The 25,686-nt window shown below is 55.3% G+C and carries 24 protein-coding genes and 1 other RNA gene; 13 read left to right on the top strand and 12 right to left on the bottom strand.

Going from position 1 to position 25,686, the window contains the following annotated elements; translation table 11 throughout:
• Nucleotides 1-45: 45 nt before the first annotated feature.
• Entirely contained in the window at nt 46-738 is a 693-nt protein-coding gene (locus tag AC4EYZ_RS11470; protein ID WP_159177873.1) for a CvfB family protein, read from the bottom strand.
• A 171-nt stretch (nt 739-909) separates the two neighbouring features.
• Here AC4EYZ_RS11470 and AC4EYZ_RS11475 point away from each other — a divergent pair, with 171 nt between their 5' ends.
• Nucleotides 910-2,538, top strand: a complete 1,629-nt coding sequence (locus AC4EYZ_RS11475) for a sodium:solute symporter family protein (protein ID WP_159177872.1) — start codon at nt 910-912, stop codon at nt 2,536-2,538.
• Nucleotides 2,531-3,079, top strand: coding sequence for a hypothetical protein (locus AC4EYZ_RS11480; protein WP_159177871.1), 549 nt, complete (start codon nt 2,531-2,533; stop codon nt 3,077-3,079). The genes AC4EYZ_RS11475 and AC4EYZ_RS11480 overlap by 8 nt, the downstream gene beginning before the upstream one ends.
• 25 nt (nt 3,080-3,104) lie before the next feature.
• Here AC4EYZ_RS11480 and AC4EYZ_RS11485 read toward each other — a convergent pair whose 3' ends face one another.
• From AC4EYZ_RS11485 to AC4EYZ_RS11495, 3 genes are read right to left on the bottom strand one after another with little or no spacing between them, the layout of a single operon-like run.
• A complete protein-coding gene (locus AC4EYZ_RS11485; protein WP_414120777.1) occupies nt 3,105-3,869 on the bottom strand; it encodes a 16S rRNA (uracil(1498)-N(3))-methyltransferase in 765 nt (254 codons plus the stop codon).
• Between the two features lie 15 nt (nt 3,870-3,884).
• Nucleotides 3,885-4,385 (bottom strand): protein-export chaperone SecB, encoded by a 501-nt coding sequence (gene secB / locus AC4EYZ_RS11490; RefSeq protein ID WP_027958471.1) that lies wholly within the window; start codon nt 4,383-4,385, stop codon nt 3,885-3,887.
• A gap of 41 nt (nt 4,386-4,426) precedes the next feature.
• The gene (locus tag AC4EYZ_RS11495) at nt 4,427-4,849 is read right to left on the bottom strand and encodes a rhodanese-like domain-containing protein (RefSeq protein WP_027958472.1); all 423 of its coding nucleotides are present in this window, start codon (nt 4,847-4,849) and stop codon (nt 4,427-4,429) included.
• Nucleotides 4,850-5,216: 367 nt separating this feature from the next.
• Between AC4EYZ_RS11495 and gpmI the strand changes: the two genes are divergently transcribed.
• From gpmI to AC4EYZ_RS11510, 3 genes are all read left to right on the top strand, one after another.
• The gene (gene gpmI, locus AC4EYZ_RS11500; RefSeq protein WP_490204267.1) at nt 5,217-6,794 is read left to right on the top strand and encodes a 2,3-bisphosphoglycerate-independent phosphoglycerate mutase; all 1,578 of its coding nucleotides are present in this window, start codon (nt 5,217-5,219) and stop codon (nt 6,792-6,794) included.
• Nucleotides 6,794-7,936, top strand: coding sequence for a murein hydrolase activator EnvC family protein (locus AC4EYZ_RS11505; protein ID WP_159177868.1), 1,143 nt, complete (start codon nt 6,794-6,796; stop codon nt 7,934-7,936). Before gpmI ends, AC4EYZ_RS11505 begins: the two co-directional genes overlap by 1 nt.
• Nucleotides 7,937-8,042: 106 nt before the next feature.
• Nucleotides 8,043-9,359 (top strand): S41 family peptidase, encoded by a 1,317-nt coding sequence (locus AC4EYZ_RS11510; protein ID WP_159177867.1) that lies wholly within the window; start codon nt 8,043-8,045, stop codon nt 9,357-9,359.
• A 12-nt stretch (nt 9,360-9,371) separates the two neighbouring features.
• Here AC4EYZ_RS11510 and AC4EYZ_RS11515 read toward each other — a convergent pair whose 3' ends face one another.
• From AC4EYZ_RS11515 to AC4EYZ_RS11530, 4 genes are all read right to left on the bottom strand, one after another.
• A complete protein-coding gene (locus tag AC4EYZ_RS11515) occupies nt 9,372-10,652 on the bottom strand; it encodes a UbiH/UbiF/VisC/COQ6 family ubiquinone biosynthesis hydroxylase (protein ID WP_190374192.1) in 1,281 nt (426 codons plus the stop codon).
• Nucleotides 10,653-10,687: 35 nt separating this feature from the next.
• Complete coding sequence (ubiH, locus tag AC4EYZ_RS11520) at nt 10,688-11,917, bottom strand: 2-octaprenyl-6-methoxyphenyl hydroxylase (protein WP_474192326.1); 1,230 nt, start codon at nt 11,915-11,917, stop codon at nt 10,688-10,690.
• 94 nt (nt 11,918-12,011) lie between these two features.
• Nucleotides 12,012-13,352, bottom strand: a complete 1,341-nt coding sequence (gene pepP, locus AC4EYZ_RS11525) for a Xaa-Pro aminopeptidase (RefSeq protein WP_053857153.1) — start codon at nt 13,350-13,352, stop codon at nt 12,012-12,014.
• A 40-nt stretch (nt 13,353-13,392) separates the two neighbouring features.
• Entirely contained in the window at nt 13,393-13,971 is a 579-nt protein-coding gene (locus AC4EYZ_RS11530) for a UPF0149 family protein (RefSeq protein ID WP_022521010.1), read from the bottom strand.
• 181 nt (nt 13,972-14,152) lie between these two features.
• On the opposite strand from AC4EYZ_RS11530, the gene AC4EYZ_RS11535 reads away from it, so the two are divergent.
• From AC4EYZ_RS11535 to AC4EYZ_RS11545, 3 genes are all read left to right on the top strand, one after another.
• Nucleotides 14,153-14,452: a cell division protein ZapA gene (locus AC4EYZ_RS11535; protein WP_022521011.1), complete on the top strand. Its 300-nt coding sequence runs from the start codon at nt 14,153-14,155 to the stop codon at nt 14,450-14,452.
• Between the two features lie 92 nt (nt 14,453-14,544).
• Nucleotides 14,545-14,727: non-coding RNA, 6S RNA (gene ssrS, locus AC4EYZ_RS11540), on the top strand.
• A 47-nt stretch (nt 14,728-14,774) separates the two neighbouring features.
• The gene (locus AC4EYZ_RS11545; RefSeq protein WP_009286373.1) at nt 14,775-15,431 is read left to right on the top strand and encodes a 5-formyltetrahydrofolate cyclo-ligase; all 657 of its coding nucleotides are present in this window, start codon (nt 14,775-14,777) and stop codon (nt 15,429-15,431) included.
• A gap of 403 nt (nt 15,432-15,834) precedes the next feature.
• On the opposite strand, the gene ilvA is transcribed toward AC4EYZ_RS11545, so the two are convergent.
• Complete coding sequence (gene ilvA, locus AC4EYZ_RS11550) at nt 15,835-17,349, bottom strand: threonine ammonia-lyase, biosynthetic (protein ID WP_009286372.1); 1,515 nt, start codon at nt 17,347-17,349, stop codon at nt 15,835-15,837.
• A gap of 175 nt (nt 17,350-17,524) precedes the next feature.
• Here ilvA and rpiA point away from each other — a divergent pair, with 175 nt between their 5' ends.
• Nucleotides 17,525-18,199 (top strand): ribose-5-phosphate isomerase RpiA, encoded by a 675-nt coding sequence (gene rpiA, locus AC4EYZ_RS11555; RefSeq protein ID WP_474191770.1) that lies wholly within the window; start codon nt 17,525-17,527, stop codon nt 18,197-18,199.
• Between the two features lie 23 nt (nt 18,200-18,222).
• Here the strand turns inward: rpiA and waaA are convergent, their stop codons facing one another.
• Genes waaA through AC4EYZ_RS11570 form a run of 3 tightly spaced genes read right to left on the bottom strand, consistent with a single transcriptional unit; the run spans nt 18,223 to nt 22,043 of the window.
• Nucleotides 18,223-19,515: a lipid IV(A) 3-deoxy-D-manno-octulosonic acid transferase gene (gene waaA / locus AC4EYZ_RS11560; RefSeq protein WP_022521012.1), complete on the bottom strand. Its 1,293-nt coding sequence runs from the start codon at nt 19,513-19,515 to the stop codon at nt 18,223-18,225.
• 10 nt (nt 19,516-19,525) lie between these two features.
• Entirely contained in the window at nt 19,526-20,956 is a 1,431-nt protein-coding gene (gene hldE, locus AC4EYZ_RS11565) for a bifunctional D-glycero-beta-D-manno-heptose-7-phosphate kinase/D-glycero-beta-D-manno-heptose 1-phosphate adenylyltransferase HldE (protein WP_490204268.1), read from the bottom strand.
• Complete coding sequence (locus AC4EYZ_RS11570) at nt 20,946-22,043, bottom strand: glycosyltransferase family 9 protein (protein ID WP_474191767.1); 1,098 nt, start codon at nt 22,041-22,043, stop codon at nt 20,946-20,948. The genes hldE and AC4EYZ_RS11570 overlap by 11 nt, the downstream gene beginning before the upstream one ends.
• Here AC4EYZ_RS11570 and AC4EYZ_RS11575 point away from each other — a divergent pair.
• From AC4EYZ_RS11575 to AC4EYZ_RS11590, 4 genes are all read left to right on the top strand, one after another.
• Nucleotides 22,042-22,761, top strand: coding sequence for a 3-deoxy-D-manno-octulosonic acid kinase (locus tag AC4EYZ_RS11575; protein ID WP_414120794.1), 720 nt, complete (start codon nt 22,042-22,044; stop codon nt 22,759-22,761). The genes AC4EYZ_RS11570 and AC4EYZ_RS11575 overlap by 2 nt on opposite strands.
• A gap of 102 nt (nt 22,762-22,863) precedes the next feature.
• On the top strand, nt 22,864-24,237 hold the full coding sequence (locus tag AC4EYZ_RS11580; RefSeq protein ID WP_474191766.1) for an O-antigen ligase family protein: 1,374 nt from the start codon (nt 22,864-22,866) through the stop codon (nt 24,235-24,237).
• The gene (locus AC4EYZ_RS11585; protein WP_474191765.1) at nt 24,234-25,178 is read left to right on the top strand and encodes a glycosyltransferase family 8 protein; all 945 of its coding nucleotides are present in this window, start codon (nt 24,234-24,236) and stop codon (nt 25,176-25,178) included. Before AC4EYZ_RS11580 ends, AC4EYZ_RS11585 begins: the two co-directional genes overlap by 4 nt.
• Nucleotides 25,175-25,633 carry a hypothetical protein gene (locus AC4EYZ_RS11590; RefSeq protein ID WP_490204269.1) on the top strand — a complete coding sequence of 153 codons (459 nt, stop codon included), beginning with the start codon at nt 25,175-25,177 and terminating at the stop codon, nt 25,631-25,633. The genes AC4EYZ_RS11585 and AC4EYZ_RS11590 overlap by 4 nt, the downstream gene beginning before the upstream one ends.
• Nucleotides 25,634-25,686 lie beyond the last annotated feature (53 nt).

Consider the following 25,686-nt stretch of genomic DNA (forward strand, 5'->3'; position numbering starts at 1 on the left):
CCCAGTATGCCGTACTGCCCGCTAGGCTCCAACTGCCCCAGCTAACTACTCGCCGAGCGCGCTAGGCACTATGCGAATAGCATTAGGCTCCAGAGTGATTAACTGCTGCTTATAAAGCCGCCCAATGGCTTGTTTATAAGCACTTTTACTCACCCCTAAGCGTGCTTTAACTTCATGGGCAGGGCTTTTATCCCCGAGTGCCAAATAGCCGCCGCTTTCACGTAGCGCCTGCATAATTTTGTCACCGACTACATCTAAACGCGCAGCGCCTGGCGGTAGCAGCGAGATATTGAGGCGGCCATCTTCACGACGCTGCTTCACATAGCCTTTAACGGATTGGCCACGGCGCAATGGCTGAGTGACGTCGTCCTGGTAAATTAGCCCCCAGTAGCGGTGATTCACCGCCACCTTCATCCCCAGGTCAGTTCGCTCCGCCACCACTACGGCGACTTCGTCGCCCTTTTCCATGGCCCAGGCGTCATCGGTCAAAAAACGATCCAGCTTCATCGACGCCACTGGCCGCCCCTGGTCGTCGCTGTACAGCATAACCAGAACACGTTTACCGGGATCAGGGCGAAAATGCTGCTCGCTAAACGGTAGCAACACATCTTTTGGCTGCCCCCACTGCAAAAACGCGCCGATGTTATTGACGGCCGTAACCGTTAGGTACGCCACTTCTCCCAACTGGGCGGCTGCATCGCTGGCGGATCGGGGGGATGAGTATGACTCACGCACCATGGGTAACGTCCTTCAAGAAAATAGACCAACATTATGGTGCCTGACACCCACAGGGCAAAGCGAGATAGCATTTTTTAGTGGTTGAAAGCATGTCTGCCGCCTGAAAAAGCAAACACCACACAACCTGCTACTCTCAAAACACTAGACAAAATTAGGCGTAGAGGAGCGAACATGGAAGGGTTCACGCTTTTTGATACGGTAGTTTTGATTGGTTACATCAGCTTAATCGCCTGGATTGGTTCACGCTTCGGCAAAGATCAGCATAACCCCGAAGACTATTTTCTAGGCGGTCGCAAAATCCCCGGCTGGGCCATCGGTCTTTCGGTCATGGCAACCCAAGCCAGCGCGATCACCTTTATCGGGGCGCCGGGCTGGGGCTTCGAGGGAGGCCTTGAACGCCTGGTGACGTTTATCAATGTGCCCTTGGCCATGATCGTGTTGATTTTGGTGCTGGTACCTATTTTCCACCGCGCGGGCATCTATAGTATCTACGAACTGCTGGAGCGTCGTTTCGGCCCAGCGACGCGTACCCTTACCGCCCTGCTGTTTCTGATTGCCCGCGGCCTAGCCACTGGCGTGGTGCTCTATGCGCCAGCGCTCGTGCTTGCGGTGGTGACCGGTTGGAGCGTGAACCTCACCATTATCATTATGGCGGTACTGGCGATCAGCTATACCGTGCTGGGCGGTATCAGCGCGGTGATCTGGACTGACGTGGTGCAAATGTTCGTGCTCTGGCTTGGCGCGCTGTTAAGCATCTTCTTTTTAGTGACCAGCCTGCCTGGCGGTTGGGGCGATGTCTTCGAGTTTGGCGCGGCCAGCGGGATGTTCAACGCCATCGATTTGTCCTTCGACCCCAGCGTGACCTACTCGCTATGGGCCGGACTGTTCGGTGGCTTTTTCCTGCATGTGGCCTACTTCGGCACCGACCAGAGCCAAATCCAGCGAGTGCTCTCAAGCCCATCAGTGCTCGATGCTCAGCGCTCGCTGCTGATTGGCGGCTACCTGCTGATTCCGCAGATGCTGCTGTTTCTATTTATTGGCGTCATTTTGGCCACCTATTACCAGCAGCATGGGCTAACACCACCCGAGGATCTCAATGAGCTGCTGCCCCGCTATGTCGTCAGTGCCTTTCCCTCAGGCATGGCGGGACTAGTCATTGCCGGAGTGTTTGCCGCGGCGATGTCGAGCCTCGACTCGGCGCTCAACTCGCTTTCGGCGGTAACCGTGCGGGATTTTTATAGTCGCTATATCAACCCCAATGCCAGCGATGCTCATTATCTGAAAGCATCACGCATGGCCACCATTTTCTGGGGGCTTTATGCCACCCTGTTTGCTTTCTTCGCCGGTAATCTTGGCCCTGTGATCGAGGCGGTCAACCAAATCGGCTCGTGGTTTTATGGGGCGCTACTAGGTACCTTCCTATTGGCTATTTTTAGCCACCGCTCCAACGCACGAGGAGCGATGGCCGGACTGATTGCCGGTATGCTCTCCGTATGGGCTGTCTCTGCGCTCCTCGATATCTCGTGGCTGTATAACAACACGGTGGGGGTAGTGGTTTCGATGAGCGTTGGCTACCTCGTTAGCCTAACAGCGCCCGCCCCCAGCCAAGATCAGCTAAGCGATGTGATGATGGCCGAAGCCGCGCCGGATATGCAGGCCGTATTGGCCGCGAGAGCCGATAACGCCCAGGTGATTGGTCAAGAGGCACGGTTGACGCGCCGTCGCTGTATCGGCCTATTCGCTTGGTTTTGTCTCATACTGGGCATGCTAGCGCTGCTGCAGGGGTGGGCAAATGGCTGAACGCTTAACACTTGCGCGGCGGATTGAAGAAGATACTGCTAAACGGTGCTTACAGCGACTTGGCGCGACGGCTTGCGAACCTGCCTGGGTTGGCCTCTGGGCGACCGCACTTGGCCTGCCTAATGGCACGCCGGGGGCTTGGCTACTGTGTGCTAAGGAAATGCGCCGCGCACTGCTATTAGTGGGTGCCGAACTACCCACCCAGGTCGAAGAACCCAGCTCAGCACTTAACATTGATAGCGGTTTACCGCCAACGCCAGAAGCACTGAACCGGCTGTGGCTATGGGAGCGTATGGCGACACCACGTCACTGGCGAATCCAGGTGCTGGGTAGCACCCCGACGCCGATATGGCTGCCTTGCTGGCTGGGCTATGCGCGCGGCCGGCAACACCGCTTGCTGGTGATCAGTGGGCTATCAGGTGAACCGCTGCCGATGCTTAAACCCATCGTGCTTAAGGGCCTTCAGCAGGCATATCGAAATGGGCCGGAATCAGAGACAAAGCGTTCAGAGGCAAGCGAACGAAGGGAAAAAGCAGTTTGATAAGGCCTTGGCAGGTAGTAAGTACTTACAAATCGCCAAAGTAGTGCTGCAGCAACGAAAGCGCCACCACCGGTGCCGTCTCCGTACGCAAAACCCGTGGGCCGAGAGTCAGCGGCGTAAAGTCAGCGGTTTGGGCAGCGGCGATATCACTCTCGCTTAAACCGCCTTCAGGGCCGATAAGCAGCGCTACCGAAGCCGGTCGGTCTTGGCGATCAAACGCATTGCCGGTCGCTAGATGCAGCATCAAGCGCAGCGGCTCTTGGCGCTCTTCAAGCCATGCTGATAACGGCATCGGTGAATTCACTTGGGGCACCACCGCACGGCCACTCTGCTCGCAGGCGCTGGCAGCCACTGCCTGCCAGTGGGCTAGCTTTTTATCTTCACGGTCGCCCTTTAAGCGCACATCACCGCGCTCGGTATACAGCGGAGTAATCGCCGCAACGCCCAACTCGACGGCCTTCTGGATGGCATAATCCATTCGGTCGCCTTTAGAGATGGCCTGGCCTAAATGGACAGACAGCGGCGATTCACCACTGCCCGACCATACCGCTTCGACCCGCACGAGCGCCTGCTTGCGGCTAACGTCCGCCAAGCGCACCCCCGCCTCAAGACCTTGGCCGTCAAATAGCACCAACGGTGCACCTTCGCCCATGCGCAACACGCGGGTGATGTGGCGCGCCGGGCCATCAGGCAATGCAAGTTCTCTGCCTGCTACGAAAGCAGCAGGCACATAGAGACGTGGCATTTTGCCATGCAGGGCGTACCAATCAGCGGCGTGCGTTTCTGACATGGCTTTTGGCATCGCTTAGTGAGTGTTTTCGGCGGCTTGCTTAGCTTCGCGCTGCTTACGCTGAGCGTACATCGCTTCGAAGTTAACCGGTGCCAGCATCAGTGGCGGGAAACCACCACGGTTGACCAGGTTATCCACGCACTCGCGGGCGTAGGGGAACAGCAGGTTAGGGCAGAAGGCACCTAAGGTCTGATCCAACTGCGCACCTTCAATACCGGCAATACGGAAAAGGCCCGCCTGTTCTACTTCCGCCAGGAAAGAGGTGGTACCGGTTTCGTTGTCGTTCACCTGGGCAGTGACTTTGACCACCACTTCATACTGGTCATCAGCAATTTTAGTGCTGGTAGTATTAAGATCCAGGTTCACCTTAGGTTTGAACGCCTGCTTAAACACCGAGGGCGAATTGGGCGCTTCAAACGAAATATCTTTTACATAAATACGCTGCAGCGAGAATTTGAGCTGCGGTTTTTCGTCCGCCGCGGCACCAGCCTGCGGGGTGTTGTTATCTTCCGCCATGAGAAAACTCCTGATTGTTCATTAAATAAAGGTAGCGTTGCTTACTTTTTAACCACCGGAAGGCCGTCGCCTTGCCACTGCGCCATACCGCCTCTCAACTTGTAAGCACGCTCAAAGCCTGCTTTGGTGAGCTTGGCCTGTGCGGCGCCAGAACTCTGACCGTGCTTGCAAACCACGATGACCGGCTGGGCTTTTACTTTATCCAGTTCGCTCATGCGGCTATCGAGGTTGCTCTGCGGAATGTTGCGCGCCCCCGCGATATGCCCGGCTTTGAAGTCTTTGTTTTCACGGATATCCAGCACCACCGCGTCTTCGCGGTTGATAAGCTGAGTGGCCTGCGAGGCAGTCAGTGCATTCGTGGCGGCGCTGCGCGTTTCATAAATAATCCACGCTATCAGCACCAGCAAAAATGCCCCAACTAGCAGGGGGTGGTTCTGTACGAATTCGAACACCTGATCGATCATCGCGAACACAATCTCTTGGTCTATGCAGAAAAAAGCGGCCTAACCGCTGCCAAAACGCGACAAGTATACACGTCAGATAGCTTCCCGCGCAGGCCAGGAGGTTGTACGGCTTGGCCGATCGTCGCGAGAAGCACGGATTCTGATCCAAATTTATCGATCGATTGAGGCGAATAGCGCGCTATTTAACGAAATCGATCGACTAAAGTTGGCCAAAATACCGGGATTCGCAGTAGATCAGTGTTAAGCCGGACAGGCTCCTAAATCATGACGCCTGGCAGTTGCCTGCGTTATGATGCCCCAAGCGTGCGCCTGTCGCGACCCCGAATTTTCGAGTCGTTCGGCTTGCCAATCTTAACGAGGTTTTTTTATGGATACTTCTCGCACCCCGCGCCCCGTGGCGCTGATTATTCTCGACGGCTACGGCCACAACCCCGAGAGCGACCATAATGCGGTGGCCGCTGCCCATACGCCGACAATGGATAAACTGTGGGAAAGCCGCCCTCACGCCTTCGTTCACACCGATGGCCTTAACGTGGGGCTCCCCGAAGGTCAGATGGGCAACTCTGAAGTTGGCCATATGAATATTGGTGCCGGACGTATCGTTTATCAGGACTTTACCCGTATCAGCAAGGCGATTGAAGACGGTGACCTGGATGTTAATGACAACCTCACCCAGCCGATTGACGAAGCTGTCGCCAATGGCCGGCCGGTACACTTGATTGGCCTGCTCTCCCCCGGTGGTGTCCACAGCCATGAAGGCCACTTCATTGCCATGGCCGAACTTGCGGCACGCCGTGGGGCGCAGCGTATTTTTATTCATGCCTTTCTCGATGGTCGTGACATGCCACCGCAAAGTGCGTTGGCCTCAATAGAGCGCGCCAATGCTCGCCTGGCCGAGCTGGTGGGCGCTGACAATGGCTTTGTCGCCTCGATTATTGGCCGTTTCTACGCCATGGATCGCGACAACCGCTGGGAGCGCGTCGAGCAGGCCTACCGTCTGCTTACCGATGGCCAAGCAGAGTACTACGCCACCAGCGCTGAAACCGCACTGCGTGACGCCTATCAGCGCGGTGAAACCGACGAATTCGTATCGGCTAGCAGCATACCGCTCAAAGATGGTTCCAAAGAAAATGCAATTACTTTGCAGGATGGCGATGCAGCAATTTTCCTTAACTTCCGCTCCGACCGCGCCCGTGAGTTAACTCGTGCCTTTGCCGAGCCGGATTTCAACGGTTTCGAGCGGCGGGCATGCCCTAAGCTTGCCGGTAAAGGGCTGGTAATGATGACCCAGTACGCCGCTGACATTCCTGCGCCATCCGCCTTCCCGCCATCTGATCTTAATGACACTCTGGGGGAGGTCGTCGCCAAGCGTGGCTTGAAGCAGCTGCGTATTGCCGAAACCGAAAAGTATCCCCACGTGACGTTCTTCTTTTCAGGCGGTAACGAAGCCGAGTACGAAGGCGAAGAGCGCATCCTGGTGCCCTCTCCCCGTGATGTGCGCACCTACGACGAAAAACCTGAAATGAGCGCCTTTGAGATTACCGATAAGCTTGTCGATGCCATTGACGGCGGCAGCTTCGACCTGATCGTTTGTAACTACGCCAACGGCGATATGGTCGGCCACACCGGCGACTTCAATGCGGCGGTAAAAGCCATTGAGACCGTCGATACCTGCGTGGGTCGTGTCGTTGAAGCCATCGAGCGTGCAGGCGGCGCCTGCTTAATTACCGCCGACCACGGTAATGCCGAACAGATGGTTCATCCTGAAACGGGTGCACCACAAACCGCCCACACCACCTTTGTGGTACCGCTTATTTACGTTGGCAAGCGCCCAGCCTCGCTTGAGGAGGGCAAGCTATGCGACCTAGCCCCCACGCTGTTGACCATGATGGATCAGAAACAGCCCGAGGCGATGACGGGTAAAGCACTGATTCATTTCAAGTAATGTCTATTTGGCGCTATTTGGCAATGACCCTCCTGCTGGCGCTAAGTTATGCGCCAGCAGGCTTCGCCCAGCAGGATGAAAGTGCTGCGCGTCGGCAGTTGGATGCAATTGGCCAAGAGATCGAGTCCGTTGCCCAACGCCTCAGCGCCACTGGCGAGGCTCGCGATAGCGCCGAACGTGAGCTCAAGGAAGTCGAAACCAAGCTTGCCGAGACTCATCAGCGCTTAGACACGCTACAAGCTGAGCGCCGCCAGTTGAATGATGAAACGACCCAGCTCCGTCAACATCGTGACCGACTGGAGAGCGAGCGTGCCGACCAATATGCAGCCTTGGGCCAGCAGCTCTCAGCACTTTACCGCCTTGGCCCAACGCCGCAGCTCAAACTGCTGCTTAACCAGGGCGACCCGTCCGAGCTTGATCGTATGCAGGCGTATATGAATCGGCTGACCGAAGCACGCAATCGCCGCTTAAATGCTATCGCCCGCCTCGATACGGCGCTCGCCGATACTCAGGAGGAACTAAGCGAGCGGCAGGCCCGCCTCGATACGCTGGCCGACGAGTTAGAAGAGCAAAGCGCGCTGTTAGCCCAACGCACCACCGAACGGCGAGGCGTTGTTTCCAATCTGGATGACCGCTACGGAAGCGAAGAGGAGCGGCTAGCCGACCTCAATCAGAGCCGCGAAGAGGCCGAAAGGGTACTGCGTAATATCCAGGCGGAGATGGCAAAACTTGCTGAACCCACGCCTACTACGCATATTGTAAGCACCCAAGGTGATTTGCCTTGGCCGGTACAGGGTTCAATCAGCAGCAGTTTTCACCATCGCGACGGCGTGCACTATAACGGTATTGTGATTCAGGCCAGCGCGGGCACCCCGGTCACTGCCGTACACACTGGCCGGGTGGTATTCGCTGACTGGATGCGGGGGTTTGGTAACTTGTTGATTATCGACCACGGTGACCAGATCATGACGCTGCATGCTCACCTGCAACAGTTTAGCGTCAGGCCTGGTCAGCAGGTCAGTCGCGGTGATGAAATTGGTCGCGTAGGTGATAGCGGTGGTCAAACCCGCGCGGCACTCTACTTCGAAGTTCGCCGCGGGGGTGAACCAATTAATCCACAGCGTTGGATTGCGCGTCGCTGACGGGATAAGCTGCATGACTATTGATGTCTCAATGTTCATTTTCAACTAAACACTTTCCACGACAGGGTGCGCGCTATGGCGCCACCTATCGCCCTGCGGAGTCTGCATGACGCTATCAGTTACCGGGGTATCAGCCCCCGCCAAGCGCTTCTTGGCTACCCTGCTCCCGATTGCTTTACTGGCGGCCCCGCTACCGTTGCTCGCCCAGCCAGCCGGTAGTGGTGCGGTGGATGAGCCATCCTACGACCAACTACCCCTGGAAGATATTCAGACCTTCGCCGAGGTGTTTGAACGCATTAAGCGTGCCTACGTTGAGGAGGTCGATGACAGTACGCTGCTGCGCAACGCTATGCGTGGCATGCTGAGCGAGCTAGACCCCCACTCCGCCTACTTGGATGAGGAGGAGTATCAGAGCCTGCGCGAGTCGACTCAGGGCGAATTTGGCGGCATCGGTATCGAAGTGGGCACCGAGAATGGTCAGCTCATGGTGATTACGCCTATCGACGACACCCCCGCTTCCCGCGCGGGGCTACTTTCTCGCGATATTATCGTCGCCATTGATGGCACCCCCACCGACAGCATGTCGCTGCAAGAGGCCGTCACCCTGATGCGCGGTGAGCCGGGCACCGATCTACGCATTAGCGTGCTGCGTTCAGGCGAAGATTCGCCGCGGGAATTTATTCTGACCCGCGAGGTTATTCGCAGCGAAAGCGTTAAACATGAGCTGCTCGAGCCCGGTTATGGCTACCTGCGCGTTAGTCAGTTTCAGGCGCGCACACCGGAACAGGCGCGCGATGCGCTTGAGCTTATGGCTCGCGAACAGCCTTTAGAAGGGTTGATACTCGATTTACGTAATAACCCCGGTGGGGTGCTACAGGCCGCCGTCGGCATTGCCGACCTGTTCCTGGATGAGGGCCTGATCGTGTATACCGAGGGGCGCCTCTCAGATACCGAAATGTCGTTCTCTGCCTCACCCACCACGCCCGCTGCCGATGTGCCGCTGGTCGTGTTGATCAATGGTGGCAGTGCGTCAGCGGCGGAAATCGTCGCCGGGGCGCTGCAGGATCAGCGGCGTGGTGTGATTATGGGCACCGATAGTTTTGGTAAAGGTTCAGTGCAGCAGATTATGCCACTCGGTAATGGCGAAGGACTCAAACTTACCACGGCGCTCTACTACACTCCCAACGGTCGCTCCATTCAGGCCCAAGGCATTGAGCCCGATGTAGACGTTGTGCGTGGTCGCTTGGAAGTCGCCGAGAGCCGCCGGGAGATTCGTGAAGCCGACCTCGAGGGCCACCTAAGCGCTCAGCAGGCGCCACGGGATCGCCAGGAGATGGCCGAGCGACTACTCAATGATTACCAACTCAGCGAGGCGCTTAATCTGCTTAAAGCACTCAACGTAGTCGACCGTCAACGGCGTTGACGGCAACCTGATTTAACGACAGCTAAGCGGCAGGCGGCCGCGCTCCCCGGTCGCCTGCCGCATCAATACCCGTTTTAGCGGCACCAACTGGTTCATGCCACTCATTCCCAGGTTACGCGCCAGCGTCAACGCCGGGTCGTGGCTGCCGAACAGTACTTTAAACCCCTTCATCAGCCCCAGCATGGCGCTGTTATCAAAGCGCCGCCGGCGTTCATAGCGCTTCAAGGTGCTTAACTCTCCCCAGGGCGCACCGCGCTGCCAGGCATACACCACCTCTTCTGCCAAGACCGCCGCATCCATAAGGCCTAAATTGACGCCCTGGCCCGCCAGCGGATGAATGCTGTGGGCAGCGTCCCCCACCAATGCGAAATGCGGTTGCACATAGTGACGGGCATGGCGCTGCACTAACGGAAAACGGTGGGCCTTATCGCAGACCGTTACCTCACCTAGGCGATGACCAAATGCTCTCCCCAGTGCCTCCCCAAGCGCTTCGCGGGGCAGTTCACTCAGTTCAGCGGCGTGCTCCGGCGTAGTCGACCATACAATTGAGCAGTAATGGTCATCCCCTTCCACGGTTAACGGCAGAAACGCCAGTGGGCGACCATCAATAAACGCTTGCCGAGCCGCCCCACCATGGGGCTTGGCGCACTTAACGGTGGTTACCACAGCCTCCTGCTGCATATCGTCACTGGCCACCTCAATACCGGCCATTTCGCGTAGCACCGAGTGGGCACCATCTGCGGCGATGATTAACGGCGCATGTAGCTGTCGCCCATCGTCAAGTATCAGCCAGTCGCCACTTGAGGCTTGCTTTGAAGGATATGAGCTTGGGCGCTGCAGCGCCTGTAGGCGAGCGCCAAAAAATGGGGTGACATTGGGATGGTCAACGACCTGGCTATTGAGCGCGGCCAGCGTGACCGCGTTCTCAACGATATGGCCCAGCACCGCGACACCCGCCTCGTCGGCAGAAAAGGCAATTTCACCACTGCCTTCGGCATCCCATACCTGCATGCCTTGGTAAGGAGTCACTCGGGTTTTCTGCATCGCAGGCCAAGCGCCCAAATGGGTTAGCAAACGCTGAGAGACCGGCGTTAACGCGCTAACCCGCGGGGCTGGCAGCACGCTAGTAGCATCTTCAAGGCTTAACGGCGCGGGCTTTGCCTCAACAAGCGCTACCTGCATGCCTGCCTGGGCTAACAGCGCGCAGAGCGCGGTACCGACCATACCACCGCCAACAATAATCGCTTCAAAGCTTTCCACCGACGGCTTCGCAATAGATGAGTCCGTATGCATAGCGTTCCCTTGTTCGTGGGCTAGGATGTATAAGCTTAACGTTCTAAGCCCATGGCGCGGCGAGCCAGCCCTCGCCGCAAGGGCCCAACCAGATTCAAACCTATTAACCCCGCGGCCCGAGCATGGGGCAGCAGCGGGAAGGAGAGCCCGAACAGCCGCACCAGCCCGTCGCTAAAGCGAATCACATTGGCGCGGTCTCGGGAGCGCTGCTTTTCAAAGGCTTGCAGCGTACTCATATCGCCCAACGGCCGCTTGGCCTGCTCACCCTGCTCCAGGGCCTCGACAAGATCCATTACCCCACGCAGGGCTAAGTTGAACCCCTGCCCCGCGACCGGGTGCAAGGCATGAGCAGCGTTACCCAATACCGCCAGCCCTGGACGCACCGGTTCTTCAGCGGTGACCAGTGAAAGCAGATAGGCGTGTCGGGTGCCTACCTGGGTAAAGCGACCCACTCGATCACCAAAGGCACGTTGAAGTTGCAACAGAAATTCACGCTCGGGAAGCGCCATACGCGCTGTTTCACTGCCAGTGGGGTGCGTCCAGATCAACTCCATGGCCTGGCCGGGGAGCGGCAACAGCGCCATTGGTCCTTGGGAGGTAAAGCGCTCATAAGCGACGCCCATGTGGGGCTGGCTTACCCCCACGTGGGCGATCAGCGCCGTCTGTTGGTAAGACTCATGGCGGCTGCCAATGCCTAACTGCTCTTTAAGACCAGAGCGTCCCCCATCTGCCAATACCGTTAGTCCTGCCGTCAACTGGCTACCGTCTGAGAGCTGCAGATCATGCCCATTAGCCACGGGAGTAAGTTGCTCAACCTTCGCCGGGCAGTGCCACTCCAGCGGTAGTTGGGCAAGCCGTTGGTGCAGCACACGTCCCATCCACGCATTGGGGATGACATGCCCCAGCGCGGCGACACCCAGCTCGTCAGCACTCAGCCGTGTCGCTCCTAAGCGGCCGCGCTCACTGATGTGAATGCGTTTGATAGGCGTGGCCTCACTCCGCATCGCTTCCCACACACCCAGCTGCTGGAAGCGTTGGGCTGAACCTTCTGCAATCGCACTGGCCCGGGCATCAAAACTGGGCTGCCAAGTCGTTTCCTGTGGCTGAACAGCCATCGGAGCCGACTCAATGATCGCCACGCGCCAGCCATAGCGCTCAATCAGCGGCGCCAGGGCGCAGCCTAAGCTGGCGCCTACCAGCCCCCCGCCCACAATTACAATGTCATGCGTCGGCATTCCCTTAACCGCCTGATTAGACTGCTGCATTGGCTTCTCCCGGCCACGACGCCACTTCATAAAGAGGTAATAATAATTTCGTAACGTAATTTACATAAAGGCCACTGAAGACATTGAGAGCTGGTTACTTTTTAGCCATCAATACCTCAATTTCGTCGACCTGTTTAGGCACGTCTGCGGTCAGCACTTCATGACCTTCGTTAGTGACGACCACATTGTCTTCAATACGAATACCAATACCCTGGTAGGCGTCAGGAATATCGTCATCGCTAGGGATATACAGGCCAGGCTCCACGGTGAGCACCATGCCTGCGACCAGTGGCCGAGGTGTTTGCTCATTCAGCCGGTAGGTACCGACATCGTGTACGTCCAGCCCCAACCAGTGTGACGTTGAGTGCAGGTAAAAGCGTCGATAACTCTCGTCATCGATACGCGCCTGTACATCACCTTCCAGCAGACCAAGCTCAATCAGCCCAGCAGTTAGGTCATGCACCACGCCCTGGTGTATATCAGCAAGGGTGGCCCCCGGCTGAACCGCACTCACAGCGCGCTGCTGGGCATCGAGTACGACCTGGTAGAGCGCCCGCTGGGCATCATTAAACCGCCCGGAGACCGGGAATGTGCGGGTGATATCACCAGCATATAACTCAAACTCGGCCCCCGCATCGATAAGCACCAAGCCGTCTTCACACAGCGGTGCGCTGTTTTCAATATAGTGCAGTACGCAGGCGTTGGCACCGCTACCTACAATCGTACTGTAGGCAGGGCCACTGGCCCCATGCCAGACAAACTCATGCTCTAACTCGGCCTGGAGCTGAAATTCGCTCAGCCCTGGGCGCGCCACCTGCATGGCGCGCCGGTGAGCATGGGCAGATATCAGCGCCGCATGTCTGAGCAGGGCAATTTCAGCATCGCTTTTGATTAGCCGCATGGCGTGAACCAACGGGTTGATATCCAGCCAACCTTTTAGCGGTGGCCGACCGCGTCTAAGCCCGACCAGGGCTTCATGTAAAGCATCTTCAGCCATGCTGACAGCTTCAGCATTGTCTAGCGGCAGATAAAGTAGCTCACGACCTGCCAACAGTTCAGGTAGCCGCTCATCACGTACTGCGTTTTCAAACGCCTGATCGATGCCGTAATCAGCGACCACGCCTTCGGCACCCAAACGGCGCCCTGTCCAGGCTTCCATGGTGGGGTCGCGATCCTGACAGAACACCACGCTTTCACCTTCAGCGCGTCCTGGTAGCAGCAACAGCAGTGCATCTGGTTCGTGTATGCCCGTCAGGTAGTAAAAATCGCTGTTCTGACGGAAGGCAAATTCACTATCCCGTGAACGGGTCATCAGTCCGGCACCGGGGAGCACCACCGCTGCGTTATCCGGCAGCTGGGCCATTAAGGCGTCACGGCGGTGGCGGTACTCGCCCATACTGATCGCAGGGGGGCGAGGTAACAACGTAGGCAACACAGGGTCGGACAGCATAGCGGCTCCTATCTAGGCAACGGGATTAGTGAACGGGTGCGTCAGTTTGCTCGACTTGCGGCATACCGGGGTGCTGCTCGGTATACAGCAGCATAGCGGCCATGCGGGCATGCTCGGTAAGCGCAAACAGATCGTTTTCGTTTTCGGGGCTGTCGTCGATATCGGTATCTATCCGACCCAGCGCCTGCAAGTCATCAATCGCCTCACGGAGCGCCTGAGACCAACGCTCGCGCAGCTCGTTGTCGGCCACTTCATCGACCACCTCAATAAAGCCCAGCGTCCACTCTTTAAGACCCTGCGCCTGCTCGCCCAGGGAGAACAGCTCGTCGGGTAGCAGTGGGGTATAGTCCAGGTCGCTGGCGCTAAGCGCCTCTACGGTTTGCCGCCGCCAGCCTAATAGCCGCTCGGCACTTGCCTGATCGCGGGGCTGCTCAACACCAAGGCTCTGGCAGACTTCGTCCAACCAAGCCTCTGCATTCACATCGCGTAACGCCAGCAGCGCACATAAGCGGCCATCCAAAAACGCCGGCGACTGCATGCTGCCATGGAGAAGAAAGACATCTGCGACATCGGAGAAGTCCTGACGCTCATCAATCAATGACATAGTATTTAATAACCTCGTATTTATTGGGCGTGTGGGGGATAGGGTGGCGGCAATGGTACGAGATGCACTCGCCCGCGCGTTGACCGCGCACAAGTGCCTCTCTTATAGTGAGTGACACCTATCTTCCTATGCTGTGATGTTAACGCATTGGGCCCCTTGCTGGCCCGTGCTGGAGTCTTTGATGAGCAACGCCAAGCGGCCAACCAAAGAAATAACCCTATTAGGGCGCGGCTATATCATTGCCTGCGACACGGGCGAAGAAGCCAAACTTGATCGCGCCGCGCGCTACTTAGACCGCGCCATGCAGGGTATCAATGCCCAAAGCAGCGTGCTGGGGAGTGAGCGTGTGGCGATCATGGCGGCCCTCAATATCACCCACGAACTTCTTGAAGCCATGGATGAGCACCGTGCCGGTGAAGAGAGCCTGAACCGTTTAAATGAGCGCCTTGAGCGGGCATTATCCAAAACGCGCCAGTCTTAGGCTTTACCTGAAAGCGCTGTCAACGATCTAAAGACTCGGCGAACGTTTAACCCAGACCTTTGGCATTAGCCGTCGCTCTGTTAGGATGGCGGGGTTCTCTGGGGTGTACGCCAGTCGTTATAGTCCCTCGAGCCTATGCGTAATACCCAGGGGGCCAAATGCTAGCCAGGCCCGTGTGCATGTCCGTGCGTCGGAAAGCCTGACGGTCTGGCTGCGGCCACCCACCTGAACCAGTAGGTTCAGGGCCAGAATGACAGCGGCACTCTGGAGAACACCCAAAGTCTAGGCTATGCGAAAATATAGAGGATAAAAGAATATCTGCATGGAAAGCCTCTATCTGGACGACGATAAGCGCGCGCTCCGCCGCTCTTTACGTCACCAACGCCGAGCCCTTTCTGAGCATGAGCAACGCCTTGCGGCACAGCGCTTGTGCCAACGATTGAAAACCCTGCCTGAAATACGCCGCGCACGGCGCTTAAGTCTTTATCTGCCTGTCAACGGCGAAATCGATCCTACCCCGCTTATTCCCTGGCTACGTCAGCGTAACGTCAATATTTATCTCCCGGTTTTACGTCCGTTTAGCGCTAACCGCCTGTGGTTTGTTGCCTACCGTCCTGACACCCCAATGATAAAAAACCGTTTTGGTATTTGGGAGCCTGACGTGAGATTCAGTGCCCAGCGGCGTAATCGGCTGCCCACTTGGGCGCTAGATACGCTGATTGTGCCGCTAGTCGGATTTGATGCTAATGCAAACCGCATGGGCATGGGGGGTGGATTTTACGACCGCAGCTTAGCGTTCATGCACCGCCCCGGCCCATCGCCTACTTTGATTGGCGTCGCCCATGCCTGCCAACAGGTGGCTTCTCTGCCTGTGGAGCCATGGGATGTGCCTTTACAGGTGGTGGTCAGTGACCAAGGCTACGTTCGCCGGCAATCGCTGTCCTTAAAAACTGGCCATAAAAAAGGGCTGACCCCATAAAGGATCAGCCCCTCTCATCTGCTATCTGTCACCTTGCGGGGAATTAGCTTCCCGACAACGCCTGCGCATAGCCGGTAGCCAGCACTCCTAATGCAAATACCACCATCAACGCCATTACCATATCAGGCTTCTTCCGCCGCATGCCGCTTCTCCAACACCTTTACCGTTGCCGAATGTGCTAAATCCACCACACTTTACGGTTTCAAAAGGGTGGCAGATTTGCTTAATTTCGTTCACGACTATAGGGCTATTAGGCCATCGTTGACAACTAGTTTAGCGACCTTTTTTAGCCTCATTTCTGAGGATTAAGTTACGTTATGTTACTAGCAGCTCTGACGTTAAAGGTAAGCAACCACTTACACACAACTATTTACGCACGTCTTATGCTTACCGCAGGGCAGCGCTAAGCCATAAATAATCGGTAGGCCGGATTATCGCTTTCACGCCAGTAACGGTAGCCGATGGCATCTAAGTACTCTGCCACATGAGTACGGTCACCGTTTGGGACTTGCATTCCCACCAACACTCGGCCGTAGGCAGCGCCATGGTTGCGATAATGAAATAGCGAGATGTTCCAGTCGTGTGGCAACTGCGTCAAAAAGTTCATCAGCGCACCGGGGCGCTCGGGGAACTCAAAACGGTATACCTCTTCTTCGAAACGTTCGCTGGGGCGGCCACCACTTAGGTGACGAATATGCAGTTTCGCCAGCTCATTGTCAGTCAAGTCTTCTACTTGATAGCCACTCTCACGCAGCTTGTCGATCACTGCCTGTCGATCTTCACCGCCGGGCTTAACCTGCACGCCTACATAGATATGCGCTTCACTGCTGTCAGCGTAGCGATAGCTAAACTCGGTCACCATACGCTTGCCTAGCGTGCGGCAAAACTTCTTAAAGCTACCGGGTTTCTCGGCAATGGTCACCGCCAGGATCGCTTCACGCTGCTCGCCTAGTTCCGTGCGCTCGGCAATGTGCTGTAGGCGATCAAAATTGGTATTGGCGCCTGAGTTAATGCACAGCAGCGTCTCGCCTTCGGCACCGGTCTGCTGCACGTATTTTTTTAGCCCTGCCAGCGAGAGCGCGCCAGAGGTTTCCGCCACGGCACGGGTATCTTCAAAAATATCTTTCACCGCTGCACACATTTCATCGGTATTGACGGTGATAACGCCGTCAATCAGATCTTTGATCAACGAAAACGGCACCTCGCCAATTTGTGCCACCGCGACGCCTTCGGCAAATACACCCACTTGCTCGAGCACCACACGCTCACCCGCCTCTAAGGCGGCTTTGAGGCAGGCGCTGTCTTCGGCTTCGACACCGATTACTTTGATATCCGGGCGGAGGTACTTCACATAGGCCGCGACACCGGCGATCAAACCACCGCCGCCAACCGGCACGAAGATGGCGTCTAAGCGCCCAGCGTGTTGGCGCAGAATTTCCACGCCGATGGTGCCTTGACCGGCCACCACATCAATATCGTCAAACGGCGGAATATAGGTGTAACCGTGCTCTTTGATCAGCTCTTGAGCATGCTCGGCTGCAGCAGCGAAGGCATCCCCTTTGAGGATGACCTTGGCGCCCCGGGCGCGCACCGCCTGCACTTTGATATCGGGGGTAATACGCGGCATCACAATGACGGCTTTGACACCCATCAGCTTCGCGGCCATGGCCAGCCCTTGAGCATGGTTACCGGCGGAAGCTGCAATCACGCCTTTATCTTTTTGATCCTGGGTGAGCTGCGCCATTTTGTTATAAGCGCCACGGATTTTGAACGAAAACACCGGCTGTAGATCTTCGCGCTTAATCAAAATCTGGTTGTTGAAACGACGCGACAAAAAGGGTGCAGGGGAAATCGGGGTCTCACAAGCGGCTTCATAAACGCGGGCTTGGAGGATCTTTTTGACGGTTGCTTCGAGCATGCGGGTATCCCAAGGGAAGAACGTGAACGGACAAAGCTTTTATTGGTAGCAGATTACGTATAGCGGCGTCTAGCCGCGTTTCCATCGGCAGGCAACGTTTAGGCCGTTATACTAACGCCACTACCTCTTTTCTCTAACTCTCCTCTGACTCACAAGGCTATTTATGAACCAAGCTATGAACCAGGATGAATTAAAGGCCGCCGTGGCGGACGCCGCCATTGCAGAAATTAAATCTCAGTTGGAAAAGGATACCATCTTAGGCATTGGCACCGGCTCCACGGCTAACCTGTTTATTGATCGCCTGGGGCCCCTGCGCCATCATTTTAAAGGCGCGGTGGCGAGCTCTAAGGCAAGTGCCGAGCGCCTTGAGAAACTGGGCATTGAAGTTTTTGAGCTCAATAGCGTTGGCACAGTTCCTTTTTACATCGACGGTGCAGACGAAGTAAATGCTAACTTACATATGATTAAAGGCGGCGGTGCTGCGCTTACCCGCGAGAAAATCGTGGCTGCCTGTGCCGAACGCTTTATCTGCATTGCCGACGGTTCAAAGTACGTGCCTCAGCTAGGTCATTTTCCGCTACCGGTAGAAGTCATCCCCATGGCTCGCTCCTATGTCGCCCGCGAGCTGGTAGCGCTTGGTGCCGAGCCGGGTTATCGCCAGGGGGTAGTCACCGACAATGGCAACCAAATCATCGACTGCTTTGAATTTATGATCGAAGACCCGGTAGCCATGGAGGCGCGTATCAACGCTATCGTCGGTGTGGTGACCAATGGCTTGTTTGCCGCCCGCGGCGCCGATGTTCTGCTGCTGGGCAAAGAAGATGGTGTGGAGCGCATAGCGCTTAAATAAAGATTCTTCGATACAGGCAATGGCTAACGAGACAGTAACGACGCCAATCCTGTCAGGGTGCGATCAAGTGCGCCTTTTTGCGTCTCAATCACCGCGCGGCCAGCGCGCCCAGCCTGTTGGGCGCGCTCAGGGTTAGCAAAGTAGTCCGCCAAGGCATCTGCCAGGGCATCCGAGCTATCGACCAGCGTTAGCGCACCTGCCGCTTGAAGCGGTTCAGCGACATCGGCGAAGTTCTCAATTGAAGAACCGCTAAGCACCGGCCTACCGAGCGCCGCTGGTTCAAGCACATTGTGCCCGCCCAACGGCACTAGGCTGCCCCCCACAAAGGCCACACGACCTGCTGCATAAAGAACGGCCAGTTCACCGAGCGTATCCCCCAGGTAAACCTGAGTTTGCTTTGTGGCAGGCTGCTGTAGGCTGCGGCGGCTTAGTGTCCAGCTTTCTGTTTGGCAAAGTTTAGCCACCTCATCAAAGCGCTGGGGGTGACGAGGCACCAGCACCAGCAACGCGTTCGGATAGCGCCTAAGTAGCTGACGATGGGCTTGAAGCACAAGTGCTTCTTCGCCGTCTCGGGTGGAGCCCGCTACCCAAACCGGACGCCCTTCCCATTCTTGAAGTAAGCGCTCACTCTCTTCAGACACCTTATCTTGGCAAGCTATTTCAAATTTCAGCGAACCAACGATGCGTGTAATATCCGTGCCGCAGCCAAGGGCATTAAAGCGTTCGGCATCTGCCGGTGATTTTGCGGCTAGCCAGCTAATATTGGCGAGCGTGCTGGCCATTAGCGGGCGCAGGCGTTGGTAGCGCTTAAAGGCGCGGGGCGATAGGCGACCATTCACCACTGCCACCGGCACACCCTGCTGGCGACAGGCGTGGATCAGGTTGGGCCACAGCTCGGTTTCAAACAGGATCGCAAGTTCGGGCTGAACGCTGCGTACAAAGCGTCTGGCAGCACCGGGAAAATCCAACGGTAGGAAGCGATGGGTAAGCCTTGCTTGATCGCTTGGGGTTTGCTCGCTAATAAGCGCTTGAGACTGCTGAGCACCTGTCGCAGTCATGGTAGTGAGCAGCAGGCTATGCGTTGAATAACGCGCTAGTAGCCCCTCAATCAACGGTCGAGCGGCGCGTACTTCTCCCACCGAGGCACAGTGCAGCCAAATACGTGGCGCGGAAGGCAGCGGTTCGAGGCGTAAACCCAGCCGCTGAAGGCGTGAGTAAGTGGGTACTTGCTCACGCCATATGCGCCAGCCAATCAGCGGTGAGAGCGCATACAGTGCCGCTGAGTAGGCAAGCCGAGGCCAGGCAGGTGAAGACATCAGAGGTTTCTTAGCGTTCACGATCTAGAATCGAACTAATCATCGCCGAGGTCGAAACGCCATCTTCAAAGCCCAGTACTTTAACCTCACCACCATTAGCGATAACGGCCGCGCCCCCGGCGATATCTTCTGGACGATAATCGCCACCTTTGACCAAGATATCGGGTAGCACCGCTTCGATCAGCGCCTGAGGGGTGTCGTCACTGAACGGCACAACCCAATCGACAGCCCCTAACCCCGCCAACACCTGCATCCGCCGGTTAAGCGGATTAATCGGACGTTTGGGCCCTTTCAGGCGACCAATAGAGGCGTCGTCGTTAACCGCGACGATTAAACGGTCACCCAGACGTTTAGCCTGCTCCAGGTAGGCGACGTGGCCCGCATGCAAAATATCAAAGCAGCCGTTGGTCATGACCACCCGCTCACCGCGTAGCTGGGCAGCACGCACCGCCTCGATCAATACATTCGGTTCAATCACCCCAAACTCGGCCAGCTTATCGCCGTGTAAGGCAGTGTAGAGCTCGGCGATAGAGAGCGTGGCCGTGCCCGGTTTGGCCACTACCAGCCCTGCCCCCAAATTAGCCAGCATCATTGCTTCGGGAAAGGCGTGGCCTGCCGCTAGCGCTAGCCCCATTAAGCCAATAACGGTATCGCCTGCCCCTGTTACATCAAAAACTTCCTGAGCGCGAGTAGGTAGGTGTAGCGGCGCATGCCCTTCACGAATCAGCGTCATGCCCTTTTCGCTGCGAGTAATCAGCAACGCTTCCAGCTCCAACTCAGCACGTAGCGCTTCACCCCGGCGGGATAACTCAGCATCGGTCGCACAATGACCAACCACGGCTTCAAATTCGGTCAAATTGGGAGTGATTAAACTTGCCCCACGGTATTTGCTGAAATCCTGCCCTTTCGGATCGATTAGCACGCGCTTGCCCTGAGCTCTTGCGTTGGCTATCAGGTTCTCTACTTGGTTCAGCGTGCCTTTGCCGTAGTCGGAAAGGATCACTACGTCGCAGTCGGGGAGCGCCTTTTCTACCTGAGTCACCAGCACATTGGTATCGACACTGTCCAAGCGCTGCTCGAAATCCAGGCGCAGCAACTGCTGGTTACGACTCATCACACGCAGCTTGGTAATCGTGGGTATCTCAGCACTGCGCTGAAAGTAAGTACTCACACCAGAGGCAGTCAAACTGGCTTGTAGAATCTGCGCGTTGTCATCGTCTCCGATCACACCCGCCAGCACCGCGTGGCCGCCCAGGGAGGTAATGTTCAGCGCCACATTAGCCGCTCCGCCTGGACGGTCTTCAACATCTTCTACCCGAACTACTGGCACAGGCGCTTCGGGGGAAATCCGCGAGGTACCTCCATGCCAATAGCGGTCAAGCATGACATCGCCGACCACCAGTACACGGGCATGTTCTAACGCGGTTAAATCAATCTTCATCGGAGCTCCCTGCGCTGGCAGTCAAAGCGGTATGCGCCAGCAATGTATCCAGTTTAGCGATAACGTCGTCTGCTTTAATCAGCATCATGGCGCTTGGGTGACGCACCCGCTGGCCCCAGCTCACCTCGTCTACCGACTTATGCAGATAAGTACGTACCGCGTCAGGGTATGCGTTGACAGCAAAATCGCGCCACAGATAGGGTGCGGCACGCTGGGGATTGGTCGATGCATAAAGACCCAATGCCGGCGTTCCCATGGCATTGGCCATATGGATAGGGCCGGTATCCGGCGCTATCACCGCTTGGGCTTGATCGATCAGCGCTAAAACCCCTTTCAATGAGGTGCCGCCGATGGCGTTAATGACACTGGCTGGCTGACAGAGTGCTTCAATTTGCTCGCCTATTTCACGCTCCAGAGCACTGCCGCCACCGGTCAATACGCTTTTAAGACCGTGCTGCACCCAAGCGTGTTCAATCACGCTCGCGTAGCCCTCTACCGACCAGTTGCGAAAATTACGCAGGCGAACGTTGCTACACGGGTTAATGACGAGGTAAGGGGTCTCACCGCTGATCACCTGAGCCTCATTACGTGCCGTATCGGGCACAGGTAAATCCCACGCTAAGCGGTCATCCTCTACCCCGAGCACCCGGGCGAAGTCCATAAAGGACTCCAACACATGGGCATTGGGGTGCGGCGCAAGCTGATGCTGGGTAAACCAGTGCTGAGCATCTTTGGCACGCGCCTTGTCATAGCCCACGCGTACGTCGGCCTTCAGCCCAAGCGACAGCACGCTGGCCCGAATGGCCTGCTGCATATGTAGCAACACATCGAAGCGCGTATCGGCAAGCTGCCGCCATAACGCGCGCATTCCGGCAATACCTGTCGACTTGTCGTAAACAACGAACTCGACCCCGGAAAGCCCCGCCAGTAGACTGTGCTCCCCCTTACCGATAATCCAGGTAATGCGCGCATCGGGCCACTGGCGCTGCAACGCCCGCACCGTGGGCACGAGATTGCACACATCTCCTAGGGCGGAGAGGCGCAAAATGGCAATGTGGTTAGGCTGAACAGGCAGAGAGGGCTTCATGCGCTTAGCGGCACTCCGGCAGAGAAATTGGCTGATTTTACATGATGTAGACAGTTTATGTGACGGGCCGGGAACACACCAAATTGATCCAGACTTATTCACGCGCGATTACTGGCGTGAGCGCGGATTAATTGTGGGCGAAGCACCAGGCCGGGGCAGCAGTCTGTTTTTACAGGCAACGCCGACCGAGCAGTGGGTATTAAGGCCCTATTGCCGGGGGGGCATGGCGGCCAAACTCAGTGAGAAACGCTACCTATGGACTGGCGCTGAGCGCACCCGGGCATTTCGTGAACTGCGCTTAACCGCCACGCTTTTTGAGCAAGGGCTGCCGGTACCTCGCCCCGTAGCAAGCTGTGTTACTCGCTATGGGCTTACGTATGAAGCCGCGTTGATTACCGTGCGCATTGCTGGTGCCAAAGCATTCGCTGAGCTACTCGCCGACGATCTGGCGGATGAAGCGTTGTTAAAGCGTGTAGGTGCTATGATTTACCGCTTTCATCAAGCGGGGCTTGATCATGTTGACCTGAACGCCCGCAATATTTTGATCGACCCCAGTGGCGCACCTTGGTTGATTGACCTTGATCGCTGCCGCCTCCGTGCGGCGGGAAAGTGGCAGGAAAAGAATTTAGCTCGCTTAGAGCGCTCGCTAGGAAAGTTTTCTGCCATCTCCCACAGCTCAGAATTAATGGGCAGCATTCGACAAGGTTACTGTAGTTAAATTTTTATCGCGACTTGTTAAAACAGCTTTTAAAATACCGGTCAGTTCACCAATGAACATTAATTTTTCATAGATACAGAAAACAACTGAGAAACTGAGTATATGTTAAGAAAGATCCCTTCAAGCTTATGGGAAACACATTATTTTGGAAAAACGCCCCTACCCTTAATAGCGATAGGCGTATTAACTACGTTGTTTTATGTTTTTTCAAAGCCTCACTTTGATGATTTTAGCGATTTCAATAAATTAGTACTATCTCTCTCTGGTTTAATTAGCATTAAAATTTATGCCGTACCAGTATGGAAACACCCTGTTTTTCATATGTTTTGGTGGGCCTTACTGTTAGCAGTGTGTCATTGGTTTTTTTTAACACTGGCACTTCCTGATCTGGCAGGTGACTACCCTAAACTGGATCACATTGCCCGACTGTTCGTATTTATTATATTTGCATGGTGGCTTGCTGGCAGCACACAGAACACGCTACTTTTCTGGAGTATTGCTAGCGCAGCTGTCGTATTGGCGCCATGGATCGCTGGCGATGGCCTCGCTGATTTTCAGCGTGGTTTTCTCGGCGAACGCATTGGGTTTGGTATTCGTAACGTTCAGCATTCAGCGATGTTTTTCGGCACAGTACTGCTTGGATTGCTTATTTTTTTACCACGGCTGTTAAGGGCCCCTCTACAACACTATGGCAAACTAAGTTTATGGGTGCTCGCTTTTATTATCATTATAGCCGGCGTTATCATTTCACAAACTCGCGCCACTTGGCTAGGTGTAATAGCAGGCTTATTAACGGCACTTTTCCTAATCTTTATTGAGCATCGGAAAAGCTTTTCAAAAAAACATCTACTCATATTTTTTATTTTATCAGCATGCCTGGCGATTCTTATTATTACCAATAGCTCTTTAGTCATTGAAAGAGCTACTGCAGAATTGGATACCATTCAGGCACTACTGAGAGGTGACTGGAGTTCTGTTCCCCTATCAACCAGTGAAGTACGCTCTAGTGTAGGAGAGCGACTATATAGTTGGCGCGCCGCGATCGATATGATTGCCCAACGCCCCTTGCTAGGCTGGGGTGAGCAAGGCATTGATTATCTATTTGATAACATCCAATATAATCAAGCACACTATCAAGCTTTAAATTTTGGTCACCTACATAACCTCTATCTTGAAATCACACTACAGTATGGCTTGTTAGGTCTAGCTGCTTACTTTTATCTACTAGGGTGGTTTATAGCAAACGCACGGCTTGCTTGGAAGCGTGGCGACATGCCGGGTGATGTACTGCTATTTTTCTATGCTTTTTTATGCTTTTGGAGTGTAATTAATCTTTTTGAATCATATTTGATATTTTGGACAGGTGTATTTCTGTTTAATGTTGTTATGGCGGGCGGCCTCGTCCATATATGGAAACCCACATTGCGCACTAACAGTTCAACACCCTCTGTTATATCAGGAAAGGATCGCAAATGATTGATATTGTCCTGTGCTCCGATGAGGCTTATATAGATAAAGCCGCTGCCGTGATAGCGTCAACCGTTTGTCACAGCGAGACACCTGAGGCGCTGCATTTCTATATATTAGGATATAAACTATCTGCAAGTACTCATCAAAAGCTGCACAACTGGTTTACGACACTGCCTGCTGAGCTAACGATCATTGAAGCTGAGAATAGTCGCTGGCCCGAGTTAACATTGGGCCGTTTTGGGCCCGCCGCCATGCTGCGTCTAGGCATGCACAACTGGCTGCCACCAAGCTGCCAGAAAGTTATTTATTTAGACTGTGACCTTGTAGTGCTAGACGATATCGCCAATTTGTTGGCATTCGACATACAGGGCGCTCCCATAGCTAGTGTGGCTAATCTACAAGGAACCCAGCAGAGTAGAATGGGCCTTGGTTATCAACACTATTTTAATTCCGGCGTCCTTCTGGTGGATCTAGAAGGATGGAAAGCTCGCAATGTGCTAGATCAAGTAGAGCAAATATTAAAGCAGCGCGATTACACCTTAAGTTATCCCGATCAGGACGCATTAAATCTCATTTTCCAAGACTGGTATCGACTACCCATGCGCTGGAATATGCAGCCATACGCTTATCCGGCCGTAGAAAAAAAAGCAGCTCACTATGCTGATTGGCAGAAGGAACTTGAACACGCTATCCGTGAACCCGCGATCATACATTTTATTGGCGCACGTAAACCATGGCACGCCGACAGCCGCCACCCGCTTGCCTATTTGTATCGGCACTATCTTTCGTTAACACCGTGGCAGACATCTGTACAAGCTACTCATCCTTCCCTGCAACGACGTCTGAAGCAAATGCTGGCGTGGTTTAAGAATCGGCGGCGTCGCCAGCGGTTGCAGTGCAGTCCTGTGATGCAACTTCCGCCCCACCAAAAGGACTCGCCCACATGAAGGTATTGATTGTCGTGCGTACGTTAAAAATTGGTGGCATGGAACGGGTAGCGGTGAACCTTGCGGACGCCTTTGCGGAACACGGCCATGAAAGCCATTTGATGTACTTTAAACCGCGTCCCCCCCAGCTAGAGCCGAGCAATGAGAAAGTTAAAGTGCACCATTTCGCACTGTCTCGTGTCATGTGGAAATCAGGTGTAGGCGGCGTTATTGAGGTGGCAGCACGCCTGCTCAATAGCGTGTTGAGGAAAAGCTATTTTTTATTGTCAGGCTGGTGGGGGGGAAGCTTTTCCATCGCGAAGTACGCCGCCTTGAGCGTCAATATGGCGCTTTTGACCGGATTATTTTCCGCGGCATTGGTACCTTTGAAACGGTATGGTCTTTCCAAGATCCCCGCGCCTATTATGTGCTGGAAAATATCGTCAAAACTACCGGAGGTCATGCTCCCTGGCTAGAACGACTAAAAGCACGCTGCCTATTTCATAACAAACACCTCGTCACCGTCTCC

Source organism: Vreelandella sp. 162(4c), assembly GCF_058152265.1.

Coding starts and splice junctions, on each gene's coding strand:
- AC4EYZ_RS11470 (WP_159177873.1), bottom strand. CDS start 738: ATGGTGCGTGAGTCATACTCATCCCCCCGATCCGCCAGCGATGCAGCC.
- AC4EYZ_RS11475 (WP_159177872.1), top strand. CDS start 910: ATGGAAGGGTTCACGCTTTTTGATACGGTAGTTTTGATTGGTTACATC.
- AC4EYZ_RS11480 (WP_159177871.1), top strand. CDS start 2,531: ATGGCTGAACGCTTAACACTTGCGCGGCGGATTGAAGAAGATACTGCT.
- AC4EYZ_RS11485 (WP_414120777.1), bottom strand. CDS start 3,869: ATGTCAGAAACGCACGCCGCTGATTGGTACGCCCTGCATGGCAAAATG.
- secB (WP_027958471.1), bottom strand. CDS start 4,385: ATGGCGGAAGATAACAACACCCCGCAGGCTGGTGCCGCGGCGGACGAA.
- AC4EYZ_RS11495 (WP_027958472.1), bottom strand. CDS start 4,849: ATGATCGATCAGGTGTTCGAATTCGTACAGAACCACCCCCTGCTAGTT.
- gpmI (WP_490204267.1), top strand. CDS start 5,217: ATGGATACTTCTCGCACCCCGCGCCCCGTGGCGCTGATTATTCTCGAC.
- AC4EYZ_RS11505 (WP_159177868.1), top strand. CDS start 6,794: ATGTCTATTTGGCGCTATTTGGCAATGACCCTCCTGCTGGCGCTAAGT.
- AC4EYZ_RS11510 (WP_159177867.1), top strand. CDS start 8,043: ATGACGCTATCAGTTACCGGGGTATCAGCCCCCGCCAAGCGCTTCTTG.
- AC4EYZ_RS11515 (WP_190374192.1), bottom strand. CDS start 10,652: ATGCATACGGACTCATCTATTGCGAAGCCGTCGGTGGAAAGCTTTGAA.
- ubiH (WP_474192326.1), bottom strand. CDS start 11,917: ATGCAGCAGTCTAATCAGGCGGTTAAGGGAATGCCGACGCATGACATT.
- AC4EYZ_RS11530 (WP_022521010.1), bottom strand. CDS start 13,971: ATGTCATTGATTGATGAGCGTCAGGACTTCTCCGATGTCGCAGATGTC.
- AC4EYZ_RS11535 (WP_022521011.1), top strand. CDS start 14,153: ATGAGCAACGCCAAGCGGCCAACCAAAGAAATAACCCTATTAGGGCGC.
- AC4EYZ_RS11545 (WP_009286373.1), top strand. CDS start 14,775: ATGGAAAGCCTCTATCTGGACGACGATAAGCGCGCGCTCCGCCGCTCT.
- ilvA (WP_009286372.1), bottom strand. CDS start 17,349: ATGCTCGAAGCAACCGTCAAAAAGATCCTCCAAGCCCGCGTTTATGAA.
- rpiA (WP_474191770.1), top strand. CDS start 17,525: ATGAACCAGGATGAATTAAAGGCCGCCGTGGCGGACGCCGCCATTGCA.
- waaA (WP_022521012.1), bottom strand. CDS start 19,515: ATGTCTTCACCTGCCTGGCCTCGGCTTGCCTACTCAGCGGCACTGTAT.
- hldE (WP_490204268.1), bottom strand. CDS start 20,956: ATGAAGATTGATTTAACCGCGTTAGAACATGCCCGTGTACTGGTGGTC.
- AC4EYZ_RS11575 (WP_414120794.1), top strand. CDS start 22,042: ATGCGCTTAGCGGCACTCCGGCAGAGAAATTGGCTGATTTTACATGAT.
- AC4EYZ_RS11570 (WP_474191767.1), bottom strand. CDS start 22,043: ATGAAGCCCTCTCTGCCTGTTCAGCCTAACCACATTGCCATTTTGCGC.
- AC4EYZ_RS11580 (WP_474191766.1), top strand. CDS start 22,864: ATGTTAAGAAAGATCCCTTCAAGCTTATGGGAAACACATTATTTTGGA.
- AC4EYZ_RS11585 (WP_474191765.1), top strand. CDS start 24,234: ATGATTGATATTGTCCTGTGCTCCGATGAGGCTTATATAGATAAAGCC.
- AC4EYZ_RS11590 (WP_490204269.1), top strand. CDS start 25,175: ATGAAGGTATTGATTGTCGTGCGTACGTTAAAAATTGGTGGCATGGAA.